Raw genomic sequence first — 14,150 nt, 5'->3', positions numbered from 1 at the left:
TCACTCCCGCCAGTGCCGGCGGCCGATGCTGATCAGGCGCAACTGCCGGGTCGCGAGCCGGGTGACCCGGTCGCGTTCCCCGGGGGAGTCCGGCGCCTCCAGGAAGAGCGAGGCGGTGATCAGCATCTGGTCGACGTACAGATGCGCGAGCATCAGCAGGTCGTCGTCGCTCCACCCCTCGGCCAGGGCGTCCTTGGCCAGTTCCGCCTTCACCTCCTGCGCGAACCGCGTTAGTTGCCCGCGTATGGCCTCGCGCACCGGCTGGACCCCGCCGTGCCGCTCCCGGGCGATGAACCGGACGTGGGCCGGGTACTCGGCCACATGACGGGCGATCAGGCCGACGGCGCGCGCGATGCGTTCCTCGCTGTCGTCCGCGGTGGACACGGTGGTCCTGATCATCGGGTGCAGGCTGCCCAGCGCCTCCTCCACCAGGGCCACGCCGAGGTCGGCGGTGGAGCGGAAGTGCCGGTAGAAGGCGGTCGGGGCCACTCCGACGGCCCGTGTGACCTCGCGCAGCCCCAGGCTGCTCAGGCTCTGCTCCTCCAGCAGCGCCAGCGCCGCGTCCAGCAGGGCCTGGCGGGTCTTCTGCTTCTGGGCCTGCCGGACGCCGGGCGTGTGACTCATGCCATACAGTTAACAACTGTTCTCCGGAATTTCCAAGCGGCGGGCGGCGCTAGACTGGGTAGTCAGTGAACAACTGTTACCGCAAGCGTCCGCCGGAAGAACACCGGCCGGCGCCGAAGGGGGATCTCGTTCCCATGCTGTTCCTCGTCGCCGCACTGCTGCTGCTCGGCGTGACCCTGGGCACCGTCGCCCACGTGCCGCTCGGCCTCACCGCCGTGGCGGCCGCGGTGATCGCCGCCTGGCTCGCCGTCTTCGCGCTCCGCGAGCGCCACGCCCGCCGCCGAGGCACCTCCCACTGAGGCCGCCGGGCCCGCCCGGCGCCCTCGTGGGACCGCCCGGGCCGACGGGCCCGGCGTGCGGTCGGGCCGACCGGCCGGACGCGCCGTCCGCCCGGCCCCGCACCGCCGCCCGGCTCGACCGCCCGAACCCCTCCGACCGTCCCGCACGACCACAGGAGCCACCCGTCATGCAGCTCACCGCACCGGCCACGCGCCGCACCGTCAGGCGTGACGCCGACGGCATGGCCGTCGCGTCCTTCATCCTCGGCCTGCTCGGCCTGCTGGTCCTCAACGTCGTCCTCGGCCCCGTCTCCGTCGTCCTGGCGGCGGTGGCCCTGTGGCGCGGCACCGAACGCCGCGGGCGCGCCCTGCTCGGCCTCACCCTGGGCATCGCCGACCTCGTCGTCCTCCTGGCCCTGATGCAGGTGGACCACACGGTGTCCTGGAGCTTCTAGGCGGGCCCGGCACGCCGAGAGCACGCACCCGACGCCGCGATGCCCGCCTTGCGGGCGGACGACGGGAATGTGACGACAGGGCCCAGGGCACCTCGCGCGGATCGTGCCGCGGACGCGGGGCCCGGGCCGGCCGGGTGCCGCGGCTTCCGCGCGATTCGGCGCGACCTTGACCGGGGGTCCCCGGCGGGCGACCCGTAGAATCAGCCTCACCATGGCTTACCTCGACCACGCCGCGACCACCCCCATGCTCCCGGAGGCGGCAGAGGCGCTGACCGCCGCGCTGGGCGTCACCGGCAACGCCTCCTCCCTCCACGCATCCGGCCGCCGGGCCCGCCGCACCGTCGAGGAGTCCCGCGAAGCCCTCGCCGAAGCACTCGGCGCGCGCCCCAGCGAGGTCGTCTTCACCTCCGGCGGCACCGAGGCCGACAATCTCGCCGTCAAGGGCCTGTTCTGGTCCCGCCGCGACGCCGACCCGGCCCGCACCCGGGTCCTGGCCAGTCCCGTCGAGCACCACGCCGTCCTCGACGCCGTGCACTGGCTCGGCGAGCACGAGGGCGCCACCGTCGAGTACCTGCCCGTCGACTCCCACGGCCGCGTCCATCCCGACGCCCTGCGCGAGGCCATCGCCCGCGACCCCGGCGACGTGGCCCTCGCCACGGTGATGTGGGCCAACAACGAGATCGGCACGGTGCTGCCGGTGGCCGAACTGGCGGCCGTCGCCGCCGAGTTCGACGTCCCGCTGCACGCCGACGCCGTCCAGGCCTTCGGCCAGGTCCCCGTCGACTTCGCCGCCTCGGGCCTCGCCGCGATGACCGTCTCCGGACACAAGATCGGCGGCCCCTACGGCATCGGCGCGCTGCTGCTCGGCCGCGAGCACACGCCCGTACCCGTGCTGCACGGCGGCGGCCAGGAACGCCATGTCCGCTCCGGCACCCTGGACGTGCCCGCCATCGCCTCCTTCGCCGTGGCCGGCCGGCTCGCCGCCGAGCGGCGCGAGTGGTTCGCCCGCGAGATCGGCGCACTGCGCGACGCCCTGATCACCGCCGTCCGCACGGCGGTCCCCGACGTGATCCTGGGCGGCGACCCCGCGCCCGCCGGGCGCCTGCCGGCCAACGCCCACTTCACCTTCCCCGGCTGCGAGGGCGACTCGCTGCTGCTCCTGCTGGACGCCCAGGGCATCGAGTGCTCCACCGGCTCCGCCTGCACCGCGGGCGTCGCCCAGCCCAGCCACGTCCTCCTCGCCACCGGCACCGACCCCGACCTGGCCCGCGGCACCCTCCGCTTCTCCCTGGGCCACACCTCCACGCAGGCCGACGTCGATGCCGTCGCCAAGGCCATCGGCCCGGCGGTGGAGCGGGCACGGGCGGCGGGACTCAGCTGACACCGCGCGGCGGCCCGGCACGCGCGGTGCGTGCAGCCGGGGCGCGCCGGGCTCAGGCGCGCGCCGCCCGTGAGGCCGGCGCGGTGGGTGAGGCGCTCGGCGCCGGCGCGGTCCGCGCGCGGCGCACCAGCCGCAGGTAACGGTCCCAGTCCCAGTACGGTCCCGGGTCCGTGTGGTCGGTGCCCGGCACCTCCACGTGCCCGATGATGTGCTCCCGGTCGACGGGTATGCCGTACCGCCCGCAGATCCCGGCCGTCAGCCGGGCCGAGGCGGCGTACATCGCGTCGGTGAAGGAGGAGGCCTTCTCCACGAAACCCTCGTGCTCTATGCCGACGCTGCGCTCGTTGTACTCGCGGTTGCCCGCGTGGAAGGCCACGTCCAGCTCGCGGATCATCTGCGTCACACGGCCGTCCGCGCCGACGATGTAGTGCGCCGCGGCCTGGTGCCCGGGGTCCTGGAACACCTTCACCGCGCTCGCGTAGCTGCCCTGGGTGACATGGACGACCACCCGGTCCACCGTGAAGTCCTCGGGCCGGTCCGCGCGCCGGTAGTTCGCCGGGGAGGCCGCCACCCAGCGGGCCCCGGCGAAGTCCACCGCACCGGCCACCCGCGGTCTCTGGCCGCCCGGCAGCCGCCACCACAGCCGCGCCAGCTCGTCCCGGCACAGCGCCGCACCGCCCGCGACGGCCACCGCCCCGCCCACGAGCACCGCCCGGCGTGCCGGCCACCGCCCCGCGCCGCCGTCCCCGCCGCCCCGCCCGGTCTTGTCCGCCCCCATACGACCTGGAACGGATATCCGGCGGCTCCGGTTCCCGCACCCCCTTACCCTGGAGGGGCTATGACTGACACCTCGCAGCGCTCCCGCCCCCTCCGCGTCCTCGCCGCCATGTCCGGCGGGGTCGACTCCGCCGTCGCCGCGGCCCGCGCCGCGGAAGCCGGTCACGACGTCACCGGCGTCCACCTCGCGCTCTCCGCGAACCCGCAGTCCTTCCGCACGGGCGCGCGGGGCTGCTGCACCATCGAGGACTCGCGCGACGCCCGCCGCGCCGCGGACGTCATCGGCATCCCGTTCTACGTGTGGGACCTCGCCGACCGCTTCCGCGAGGACGTCGTCGAGGACTTCGTCGCCGAGTACGAGGCCGGCCGCACCCCGAACCCGTGCCTGCGCTGCAACGAGAAGATCAAGTTCGCGGCGCTGCTGGACAAGGCGCTCGCCCTCGGCTTCGACGCGGTGTGCACCGGCCACTACGCGAAGGTGATCGAGCACGAGGACGGCACCCGCGAGCTGCACCGCGCCTCCGACATGGCCAAGGACCAGTCGTACGTCCTGGGCGTCCTCGACGAGAGGCAGCTCGCGCACGCGCTGTTCCCGCTCGGCGACACGGTCACCACCAAGGACGAGATCCGCGCCGAGGCCGAGCGCCGGGGCCTGGCCGTCGCCAAGAAGCCCGACTCGCACGACATCTGCTTCATCGCGGACGGCGACACCCAGGGCTTCCTGGCCCGCCGCTTGGGCAGGGCGGAGGGTGACATCGTCGACGAGTCCGGCGCGGTCGTCGGCACCCACGAGGGCGCCTACGGCTTCACCGTCGGCCAGCGCAAGGGGCTGCGGATCGGCACCCCGGCGCCCGACGGCAAGCCGCGCTACGTCCTGGACATCTCCCCGGTGACCAACACGGTGACGGTCGGCCCGGCCGCCGCACTGGACGTCGACGCCCTCACCGCGATCAGGCCCCGCTGGTGCGGCACCGCCCCCGCCGGCCCCGGCACCTACACCGCCCAGCTCCGCGCCCACGGCGGCGAGAGCGAGGTGAGCGCCGAACTCGTCGACGGCACCCTGGAGGTGACGTTCACCGAGCCGGTGCGCGGGGTCGCCCCCGGCCAGGCGATCGTGCTGTACGACGGCACGCGCGTGGTGGGCTCGGCGACGATCGCGACGACCCGGCGGGCGACGGCGGGCGCCGCGTGAGCGCGGAGCGCCCCTGGAGCCTTCCGTCCGGATCGGGCCGGGCTCGCGGACTCCGGCACTGATCCGGACGCCGGACCCTACGCCCCGTAGAACTCCGCCAGCACCGGCGCCAGCACCTCCGGCTCCACCGCGTGGGTCTGGCCCGCCAGGACGCGGTACGTGCCCTGGCGGGCCGCCTCGGCCACCTGGCGGGCCGCCTCACGCATCCACGCCGGGCCCGCGTCGCCCGCGACGGCCAGCAGCGGCACGGTGACGGCCCCCAGCAGGTCGCGCGGGACCGCGCCGCCGCCCATGACCGCGTCGTCGTAGGCGAGGGTGGGGGCGACGGCCTCCAGGCCCGGCCACATGGGGGACTGGCGGGCGTTCACGATCATCTGCTCGGCCAGCCCGGTGACGCGCAGGAACAGCTCCACCGCGTCGCCGCGGCGGCCCTGCGCGAGCGCCCGCTCCAGCTCCTCGGTGTACCGGGCGTGGTCCGCGGCGCGGTCCTCCCGGACGTCGAACGGCGGCTCGTACACCGCGACCCGCCGCACCGGCAGCCCGGCCGCCGCCGCCCGCAGGGCCAGCGCACCGCCCGAGGAGATGCCGTAGAGCGCCGCGTCGCCGCCCACCGCGTCGATCACGGCCGCGAGGTCCTCCACCTCGCGCTCCACCGCGTACGGCGCGGTGTCCCCGCTCTCACCGCGGCCCCGCCGGTCGTACACGACCGCGCGGAACCGCCGCGACAGCGCCACCGCCAGCGGCGCGACCGTGGCACCCGTCGACATCGCCCCGCTGACCAGGACGACCACCGGACCCGTGCCGGTGCGCTGGTAGGCGATCGGGGTGCCGTCACGCGAGAGGGTCTTCTTGTCCATGGCTTCGAAGACTGCCACAAGACCGCCGCGTCGGCGGCTCAGCGGGCTACAGCACCTCGGCGTCGTAGAAGCACAGGTGGTCCTTGATCCGCGCGACCTCGGGCTTCGGGTCCGGGTAGGCCCAGGCCAGGTCCGCGGCGTCCGGCAGCGACCAGTAGGAGGCGTCGCCCTTGAAGGGGCAGTGGGTGTGCGTGCCCGAGGGGGTCAGCAGGTCGAGGCGCACGTCCTCGGCGGGCAGGTAGTAGCGCGGGGGACAGCCGGTCTCGCGCAGCACCAGGGGGCGGTGGCTCTCGGCCAGGACCTGCCCGCCGCGCACCACGCGCACGTGCTCGTCGCCCTGTTCGACGGTGATCGTGTGTCCTTGTGTCATACCGTGGTCAGCGCTCGCGCGCGCGGGCTTCTTCCCGCGCGCGGGAGGAACCCTCCGGACGCGTACCGTGGGGCGCATGAACATCTGCGTCTTCCTCTCCGCCGCCGACCTCGACGACCGCTACACGCGACCCGCCCGGGACTTCGCCCGGCTGCTCGGCAAGGGCGGGCACAGCCTGGTGTGGGGCGGCTCGGACACCGGCCTGATGAAGGTGGTCGCGGACGGCGTGCACGAGGCGGGCGGCCGGCTGATCGGCGTGTCGGTCGACTTCCTGTCGGCCAAGGCCCGGCCGGGTGCCGACGAGATGGTGATCGCGGGCGACCTCGCCGAGCGCAAGAAGCTGCTCCTGGAGAAGGCCGACGCGGTGGTGATCCTGGTGGGCGGCACCGGCACCCTCGACGAGGCCACCGAGATCCTGGAACTGAAGAAGCACGGCCGGACGGACAAGCCGGTGGTGCTGCTCAACACGGCGGGCTTCTACGACGGCCTGCGCGAGCAGTTCCGCCGGATGGAGGAGGAGGGGTTCCTGCCCCGGCCGCTGGCGGAGCTGGTGTTCTTCGCCGAGGAGCCCGCGGACGCGCTCGCGTACCTGGAGGAGTCGCTGAGCGGGCGCTGACCGGCGGGTGCGAGCATGGCGGGCATGGCTACACATGTGATCACCGGGGCCGGTTCCGGCATCGGCGCGGCCGTCGCCCGCCGTCTGCACGCGCGCGGGGACGACCTCGTGCTGCACGCGCGCGACGCGGGCCGGGCCAGGGAACTGGCCGCCGAGTTCCCCGGCGCCCGCACCCTGGTCGGCGACCTGGCCGACCCGGACCGGCTCAGCTGGGCGTTCTCGCACCAGACGCTCCCCGACCGGGTCGACTCCCTGCTGCACGTCGCGGGCGTGGTCGACCTCGGCCCGGTCGGTGAGCTGACGCCGAAGTCCTGGCACCACCAGCTGAACGTCAACCTGGTCGCCCCCGCCGAGCTGACCCGCCACTTCCTGCCCCAGCTGCGCGCCGCACGCGGCCACGTGGTCTTCGTCAACTCGGGCGCGGGCCTGAGCGCGCACGCCGACTGGGCGGCCTACGCCGCCTCCAAGCACGGCCTGAAGGCCCTCGCCGACGCCCTGCGCCAGGAGGAGCACCCGAACGGCGTCCGCGTCACCTCCGTCTACCCCGGCCGCACCGCGAGCCCCATGCAGGCCAAGGTGCACCGGCAGGAGGGCAAGGAGTACGACCCCGGGAAGTGGATCGACCCCGAGTCCGTGGCGACCACCGTCCTGATGGCCCTCGACCTGCCCCGCGACGCCGAGGTGAACGACCTGACGGTGCGCCCGGGGCACTGACCCGGCCCGGCCGTTCCGTAGGCTGCTGCGGTGAGCGAAAACAGCCAGTTCAGCTTCGGTGGCGCCACCGGGCTCGGGTCGATGCCCGGCGGGGACGCCCGCGAGGCCGTCAAGACCGTCACCGGGACCTTCGAGGACTTCCCCCACCTGCCCGAACTGCCCGCGCGCGGGCCGGGCGCCGACATGGTCGGGCGTACCGCGGGCATGCTCGTCGAGATGTACGCGCGCGTGGAGCCCAGCGGGTGGCGCCTGGGCGACCGGCCGGGACGGGACACCAGACGGGCGCGGTCCTGGCTGGGCGAGGACCTCGACGCCCTGGAGGAGTTCACCCAGGGCCACGAGGGCGCCCTGAAAGTCCAGGCGGTGGGGCCGTGGACGCTCGCCGCGCACCTGGAGCTGAGGAACGGCGAGGCCGCCCTGTCCGACGCCGGCGCCTGCCGGGACCTCGCCGGCTCGCTCGCCGAGGGGCTGCGGCTGCACCTTGAGGAGGTCCGGCGGCGGGTGCCCGGCGCCCGCCTCGTCCTCCAGCTCGACGAACCGTCCCTCACCGCCGTGCTGCGCGGGCAGGTGCGGACCGCCAGCGGCTACCGCACCCATCGTGCCGTCGACCGGCAGGTCGTGGAGGCCACCTTGCGGGACGTGTTCGCCGCGCACTCCGACGGGCCCGTCGTCGTCCACTCCTGCGCGCCGGACGTGCCGTTCGCGTTGCTGCGCCGGGCGGGCGCGGCCGGCATCTCCTTCGACTTCTCGCTGCTCACCGAACGTGACGACGAGGTGATCGGGGAAGCCGTGGAAGGCGGCACCCACCTCTTCGCCGGTGTCGTCCCGGCCACGGACGGCCCGTTGTCAGACCCTGCCGGTAGCGTCATGGGTGTCAGAACGCTGTGGCGCAGGCTGGGGCTGCGACCGGGGCTGCTCGCCCGGTCGGTCACCCTCACCCCGGCGTGCGGCCTCGCGGGCGCCTCCCCCGAGTACGCACGCCAGGCCCTCGCCCACTGCGTACGGGCGGCGAGATCCCTCGCGGACAACCCAGAGTAACGGGAGGACAACACGGTGGCCGGCGACAAGCAGCAAGCGGAAACAGCGGTGCCCGCCGAGGCGCGGGAGGAGCACGTCCGGCTCGCGGAGCAGGTCGAGGAGCACCGCTTCCGGTACTACGTCAAGGACGCCCCCGTCATCAGCGACGCCGACTTCGACCGGCTGCTGCGGTCCCTGGAGGCGCTGGAGGAGAAGTACCCCGAGCTGCGCACGCCCGACTCGCCGACCCAGAAGGTCGCCGGCTCGTACGCCACGGAGTTCACCGCGGTCGAGCACCGCGAGCGGATGCTCTCCCTGGACAACACGTTCAACGACGACGACCTCGCCGCCTGGATGGACCGCATCGCCAGGGAACTGGGCGAGCAGGAGTACCACTTCCTGTGCGAGCTGAAGGTGGACGGCCTCGCCGTCAACCTCACCTACGAGCACGGCCGGCTCACCCGCGCCGCCACCCGCGGCGACGGCCGCACCGGCGAGGACATCACCCCCAACGTCCGCACGATCGCCGAGATCCCCGACCGGCTGCACGGCGACGAGGTGCCCGACCTCGTGGAGATCCGCGGCGAGGTCTACTTCCCGATGGAGAAGTTCGAGGAGCTGAACGCCCGGCTGGTCGCCGCCGGCGACAAGCCCTTCGCCAACCCGCGCAACGCGGCGGCCGGTTCGCTGCGCCAGAAGGACCCGCGCGTCACCGCGACCCGCCCGCTGCACATGGTGGTCCACGGCATCGGCGCCCTCCGGGGGTACGAGGGCCTCACCCGCCTCTCCCAGGCCTACGACCTGCTGCACACCTGGGGCCTGCCGACCTCCCCGCACAACCGGGTGGTCGACGGCCTCGCGGGCGTACGGGAGTTCATCGCCTACTACGGCGAGAACCGCCACTCCGTGGCGCACGAGATCGACGGCGCCGTCATCAAGCTCGACGAGATCCGCCTCCAGGGCCGGCTCGGCTCCACGGCCCGCGCGCCCCGCTGGGCGATCGCGTACAAGTACGCGCCCGAAGAGGTCAACACCAAGCTCATCGACATCAAGGTGGGCGTCGGCCGCACCGGCCGGGTCACGCCGTACGCCCAGGTGGAGCCGGTCACCGTGGCCGGCTCCGAGGTCGAGTTCGCCACCCTGCACAACCAAGAGGTCGTCAAGGCCAAGGGCGTCCTCATCGGGGACACGGTGGTGCTGCGCAAGGCCGGTGACGTCATCCCGGAGATCCTCGGCCCGGTCGTCGACCTGCGCGACGGCGGCGAGCGGGAGTTCGTGATGCCCGCCGAGTGCCCCGAGTGCGGGACGCCGCTGCGGGCCATGAAGGAGGGCGACATCGACCTCCGCTGCCCCAACGCCCGCACCTGCCCGGCCCAGTTGCGCGAGCGGGTCTCCTACCTCGCGGGCCGCGAGTGCCTGGACATCGAACACTTCGGCGCGGTGGCCGCCGCCGCGCTCACCCGCCCGCTGGAACCGGCCGATCCGCCGCTGGCCGACGAGGGCGACCTGTTCGACCTGACGGTGGAGAAACTCCTGCCCATCAAGGCCTACGTCCTCGACCCGGACAGCGGGCTGCCCAAGCGCGACCCGAAGACGGGCGAGGAGAAGGTCGTCACGGTCTTCGCCAACCAGAAGGGCGAGCCGAAGAAGAACACCCTCGCGCTGCTGCGGAACATCGAGGCGGCCAAGGACCGTCCGCTGGCCCGTTTCCTGAACGGGCTCTCCATCCGGCACGTCGGCCCGGTCGCGGCCCAGGCGCTGGCGCGCGAGTTCCGTTCCGTCGACCGCATCGACCAGGCCACCGAGGAGGAACTGGCCGGCACCGACGGGGTCGGCCCGATCATCGCCGCCGCCGTCAAGGAGTGGTTCGCCGAGGAGTGGCACCGCGAGATCGTGCGCAAGTGGAAGGCCGCCGGAGTCCCGTTGGAGGACCGGTCCTCGGGAGAGGAGCAGGGGCCGCGTCCGCTGGAGGGCCTGACGGTCGTGGTCACCGGCACCCTGGAGCACTTCACCCGGGACGGCGCCAAGGAGGCGCTGCAGACCCGGGGTGCGAAGGTGACCGGTTCGGTCTCCAAGAAGACCGCTTTCGTGGTGGTGGGGGACAACCCCGGTTCGAAGTACGACAAGGCGATGCAGCTGAAGGTTCCGGTCCTGAACGAGGAGGGTTTCGGGGTACTGCTGGAACAGGGACCGGACGCGGCGGCCGAAGTCGCCCTGCCGACCGGCGAGTAGCGGTTGAAGGCCCCCCGTTCGGCGCATACCAGATGCATACGGGTGGCCGGGGCGCATTCGGGCAACCGTCGGCGACCGCTGCCCGGGGAAGCCTTCCGCGGCCTACTGTTGAGGGGTGCGCCCGCCGTGCCCGGCTGGGGTCGGGGCGTCCCCGTGCTCCTGCCGAGTACGTGGAAGGGTTTTCCAGCGCGGCCGTGCCCAGGGGACGTCGGGCACCGGGCCGCGCGGCGTGGGCACCGCCGGCAGTGAGAGGGACGGGAATGGAACCGACCGAGAGCGCCGCCCCGCACTCACGGCTGCGCCGGATGACCGGCGCATGGCGAGGGGGCCGGGAGCGGACGGCAGAGCGTCCGGCCACGGACAGGCACACCGGGCGCGCGGGACTCGCGGCCCGCGCCGCCCGGTCGTACCCGGTGGCGGAGGACCACGTCCCCGCAGGGCCGCCCGGCCGGGGCGGGTCCGCGCTGCCGGGCGCCGGCACCGAGCGGCCCCCCGGCCGTCCGGCCCTGCCCACGGTGGTCGTCGCGGTGGCCGCCCTCGCCCTCGGCGCCGGCCTCTACGGCGCCTTCTCCGCCGGGCACGCCCTCTTCCCCTCCGGTACGGCCGGCTGGTCGCTGGCCGTGCTCACCGGCGTCATCGTCGGCCACCTGGTCATGCTCGGCCGGGCCCGCTGGTGGGGCGGCACCGGCTCCGGCGCCGCCCTCACCCTGGCCGTGCTCCTGCTCTACGGCTGGGTCCCGGCCGGCCTGGTCAGCCTCACCGTCGTCGTCCTGGTCGGCATAGCCAGGCGGCACCGCTGGCGCCCGGGCGTACTGCACGGCGCGGTCGACATCCTCGGCATCGGCGCCGCCGCCCTGGTCCTCGGCGCCTTCGGCCGGGTACCGACCGTGGAGCGGCCCTGGGACCCGGGCACCTGGACCGCGTACACCGCCCCCCAGGTGGTGCTGGTCGCCGCCGTCTACCTCGCGGTCACCCGCGTCCTGCTGTGGTACCTGCACTCCCCGCGCACCGACCCGCTGCCCACCGTCGCCCGCACCGCGCTGGTCCGGCAGGGCCTGGTCGCGGTGGCGCTGCTCGGGATCGCCCCGCTGGTCTGCGTCGTCGCCGTCGCCGCCCCGGTGCTGCTGCCGCTGTTCGCCATCCCGCTCATCGCCCTCGACTCCACGCTGTGGATCGCCCGCGCCCGCGCCGAGGAGCAACTGCGCGACCCGCTGACCGGGCTGCCCAACCGGCAGTGGCTCCTGGAGCGCATCTGGACCGCTCTGGACGACGCCGAACGCATCGGCGCCCGCTCCGCCCTGATGCTGATCGACCTCGACCGTTTCCGCTCGGTCAACGACACCCTCGGTCACCTCGCCGGGGACCGGCTGCTGCTCCAGATCGCCGACCGGCTGCGGCAGGCCCTGCCGCGCGGCGCGGAGGCGGCCCGGCTCGGCGGCGACGAGTTCGCCGTGTTACTGCCCGTCGCCGACTCCACGACGTCCGCGACACGCATCGCGCGCGGCCTGGTCACCACCCTCAGCTCCCCGCTCGACCTCGACGGACTCACTCTCGTCCTGGAGGCCAGCGCCGGGGTCGCCGTCTTCCCCGACCACGCCCTGGACGCCGAAGGCATGCTGCGCCGGGCGGACGTGGCGATGTACCAGGCCAAGCGGGACCGGACGGGCGTGGAGGCCTACGAGTCCAAGCGGGACTCCAACACTCCCGACCGGCTCGGACTGCTCGGCGACCTGCGCCGGGCCCTGGACGCCCACGAGGTCCAGCTGCACTACCAGCCCAAGGTCCGCTTCGACGGCCAGGTCGCCGGCCTGGAGGCGCTGGTGCGCTGGGTGCACCCCGAGCGCGGCAAGGTCCCGCCGGACGAGTTCATAGCGATAGCCGAGTCCTCCGGACTGATGCCCCACCTGACGGAGTACGTGCTGGAGACCGCCCTCGGACAGGTCGCCGCGTGGCGCGCCCAGGGCCTGTTCGTCCCGGTCGCCGTCAACGTCTCCCCGCGCGACGTGCACACCCCCGGCTTCGCCGGCTCGGTGGCCGCCCGCCTGGCCCGGCACGGCGTCCCGGCGGGCGCCCTCCAGCTGGAGATCACCGAGCACGTCCTCCTGGAGGACCCGCAGCGGGCCGCCGACACGCTGGCGGGCCTGACCGCGCACGGCGTGAAGATGTCGCTGGACGACTTCGGCACCGGCTACTCCTCGCTGGTGCACCTGCGGCGGCTGCCGGTGAGCGAACTGAAGATCGACCGTTCCTTCGTGGCCCGCCTCGCGGTGGACACCGAGGACGCCGAGATCGTGCGCTGCACCGTCGACCTCGCCCACTCCCTGGGCCTGCTCGTCGTCGCGGAGGGCGTCGAGGACGACGAGACCTGGGAGCGGCTGCGCGACCTGGGCTGCGACGCCGTACAGGGCTGGCTGGTCGCCGCCGCCATGCCGCCCGGGGAGACGACGGCGTGGCTGCGGGCGCGCGGGTCGCGCGGCTGGGTGCGGCCCGCCGCCGCGCTGCCCGCAGCGGCGGGCGACGAGTGAGGAGCCGGGCGGGCGGCGGGCAGCAGGCCCCGGCCCGGCGGGGAGCGCGGTCCCGGGCGGCCGGCCCGCTGGACCGCCGCGGCTGAAGGACGCGCGCCGCTGCCCGGCGCCCGCCCTGCCGCTGAAGGCGCGCACTGCCGCGGGGCCCGCGCTGCCGGTGAGGCCCGCGCCGCCACCGAAGGTGCGCGCTGCCGTCAGGGGGCCGTCCTGCCGCTGAGGGCCCGCCCCGCCACTGAAGATGCGCGCCGCCTCCGGCTCCGGGAGGTGCGCGCACGGGCGGTGCGCGCAGGTCAGATCAGGCCATATCTCGTCAGTTCGCGGCCCTCCAGTTCAGGCCATGGCGCTTCGATTCACGCCAGGCCCGGAAAGTTCGGTCCAGGCCGGTTCAGGCCGACTGAGGGCGAGCCGGGTCACGCGGCCCGGCCCGGTGCGGCTCACCGCGTGCCGGGCGGCACGAAGTGGCCGATCAGCAGGGACAGCCGGCGTTCGTGGGTGTGCTCGGGCAGCCGTCCGCTGCGCATCAGGGTGACCAGCCCGTGCAGACCGGCCCAGAACGTCTCCGTGAGGTGCCCCGGGTCCTCGCCCTGTGCCGCGACCGGCTCGACGGCCGCCAGCAGTTCGCCGAAGGCCTCGCGCAGGGCCGCGGGGGCCTCGGGCGTGGCGAACGGCAGGTCCACCAGGTGCGTGAACATCGCGTCGTAGAGCGCGGGCCGCCGCCGCCCGAAGGCGGTGTAGGTCTCGCTCACCGCCGTCAGCGCCTCGCGGGTGCCCCCGGCCGCCGTGCGCGCCGTCCGCAGGGCGGCGGCCAGCTCCGCACAGCCCTGGACCGCGACGGCCGCCATGATCGCGTCCTTGCCCTTGAAGTGGCTGTACAGGACCGGCTGGCTGTACTCGATCTCGGCGGCCAGCCGCCGGGTGGTGACCGCGTCCCAGCCTTCCGCCTCGGCCAGTTCCCGGGCGGCCGTCACGATCAGCCGCTCCCGTTCCGCTCGTTCGCGCTCCCGGCGCGTCTGGATCGTCATGCTCCTCATTCTAGCGGTGCTAGCCAATCTGTCGATGCTCTGTTAGCTTCGCTCCCATCGCTAGCGCCGCTAGCACCTTCGAGGTGGGAG

General features: G+C 74.2%; 14 protein-coding genes. 9 read left to right on the top strand and 5 right to left on the bottom strand.

Annotated elements, in window-relative coordinates; all coding sequences use genetic code 11:
* Complete coding sequence (locus IG64_RS19950; protein WP_037858119.1) at positions 1–624, bottom strand: TetR family transcriptional regulator; 624 nt, start codon at positions 622–624, stop codon at positions 1–3.
* Between the two features lie 134 nt (positions 625–758).
* Here IG64_RS19950 and IG64_RS41640 point away from each other — a divergent pair, with 134 nt between their 5' ends.
* The 3 genes from IG64_RS41640 to IG64_RS19935 all read left to right on the top strand — a co-directional run bounded on the left by IG64_RS41640 (position 759) and on the right by IG64_RS19935 (position 2,738).
* Positions 759–923, top strand: coding sequence for a hypothetical protein (locus tag IG64_RS41640; RefSeq protein ID WP_037858118.1), 165 nt, complete (start codon positions 759–761; stop codon positions 921–923).
* A gap of 167 nt (positions 924–1,090) precedes the next feature.
* Positions 1,091–1,357 (top strand): hypothetical protein, encoded by a 267-nt coding sequence (locus IG64_RS19940; RefSeq protein WP_037858115.1) that lies wholly within the window; start codon positions 1,091–1,093, stop codon positions 1,355–1,357.
* A gap of 211 nt (positions 1,358–1,568) precedes the next feature.
* On the top strand, positions 1,569–2,738 hold the full coding sequence (locus IG64_RS19935) for a cysteine desulfurase family protein (RefSeq protein ID WP_037858113.1): 1,170 nt from the start codon (positions 1,569–1,571) through the stop codon (positions 2,736–2,738).
* A 52-nt stretch (positions 2,739–2,790) separates the two neighbouring features.
* Here the strand turns inward: IG64_RS19935 and IG64_RS19930 are convergent, their stop codons facing one another.
* A complete protein-coding gene (locus tag IG64_RS19930) occupies positions 2,791–3,516 on the bottom strand; it encodes an N-acetylmuramoyl-L-alanine amidase (RefSeq protein WP_037858111.1) in 726 nt (241 codons plus the stop codon).
* A gap of 60 nt (positions 3,517–3,576) precedes the next feature.
* Here IG64_RS19930 and mnmA point away from each other — a divergent pair, with 60 nt between their 5' ends.
* The gene (mnmA, locus tag IG64_RS19925; RefSeq protein WP_037858109.1) at positions 3,577–4,707 is read left to right on the top strand and encodes a tRNA 2-thiouridine(34) synthase MnmA; all 1,131 of its coding nucleotides are present in this window, start codon (positions 3,577–3,579) and stop codon (positions 4,705–4,707) included.
* A gap of 77 nt (positions 4,708–4,784) precedes the next feature.
* On the opposite strand, the gene IG64_RS19920 is transcribed toward mnmA, so the two are convergent.
* Together IG64_RS19920 and IG64_RS19915 are read right to left on the bottom strand one after the other, a co-directional pair.
* Positions 4,785–5,564, bottom strand: coding sequence for an alpha/beta fold hydrolase (locus IG64_RS19920; RefSeq protein WP_037858166.1), 780 nt, complete (start codon positions 5,562–5,564; stop codon positions 4,785–4,787).
* Between the two features lie 46 nt (positions 5,565–5,610).
* Positions 5,611–5,934, bottom strand: coding sequence for a DUF427 domain-containing protein (locus IG64_RS19915; RefSeq protein WP_037858106.1), 324 nt, complete (start codon positions 5,932–5,934; stop codon positions 5,611–5,613).
* A gap of 76 nt (positions 5,935–6,010) precedes the next feature.
* Here IG64_RS19915 and IG64_RS19910 point away from each other — a divergent pair, with 76 nt between their 5' ends.
* The 5 genes from IG64_RS19910 (at position 6,011) to IG64_RS19890 (ending at position 13,038) form a co-directional block, all read left to right on the top strand.
* Entirely contained in the window at positions 6,011–6,550 is a 540-nt protein-coding gene (locus IG64_RS19910; protein WP_037858104.1) for a TIGR00730 family Rossman fold protein, read from the top strand.
* A 24-nt stretch (positions 6,551–6,574) separates the two neighbouring features.
* The gene (locus IG64_RS19905) at positions 6,575–7,264 is read left to right on the top strand and encodes an SDR family oxidoreductase (RefSeq protein WP_234438564.1); all 690 of its coding nucleotides are present in this window, start codon (positions 6,575–6,577) and stop codon (positions 7,262–7,264) included.
* Positions 7,265–7,294: 30 nt separating this feature from the next.
* Positions 7,295–8,302: a methionine synthase gene (locus IG64_RS19900; RefSeq protein ID WP_037858101.1), complete on the top strand. Its 1,008-nt coding sequence runs from the start codon at positions 7,295–7,297 to the stop codon at positions 8,300–8,302.
* A 15-nt stretch (positions 8,303–8,317) separates the two neighbouring features.
* Positions 8,318–10,513 (top strand): NAD-dependent DNA ligase LigA, encoded by a 2,196-nt coding sequence (gene ligA, locus IG64_RS19895; RefSeq protein WP_037858099.1) that lies wholly within the window; start codon positions 8,318–8,320, stop codon positions 10,511–10,513.
* Between the two features lie 260 nt (positions 10,514–10,773).
* Positions 10,774–13,038, top strand: coding sequence for a putative bifunctional diguanylate cyclase/phosphodiesterase (locus tag IG64_RS19890; protein ID WP_037858097.1), 2,265 nt, complete (start codon positions 10,774–10,776; stop codon positions 13,036–13,038).
* Positions 13,039–13,472: 434 nt separating this feature from the next.
* On the opposite strand, the gene IG64_RS19885 is transcribed toward IG64_RS19890, so the two are convergent.
* Positions 13,473–14,060 (bottom strand): TetR/AcrR family transcriptional regulator, encoded by a 588-nt coding sequence (locus IG64_RS19885; RefSeq protein WP_037858094.1) that lies wholly within the window; start codon positions 14,058–14,060, stop codon positions 13,473–13,475.
* Between the last annotated feature and the right edge of the window lie 90 nt (positions 14,061–14,150).

Source organism: Streptomyces sp. NRRL S-340 (assembly GCF_000720185.1).
Lineage (GTDB): Bacteria > Actinomycetota > Actinomycetes > Streptomycetales > Streptomycetaceae > Streptomyces.
This window is presented reverse-complemented; position numbering and strand designations above follow the sequence as displayed.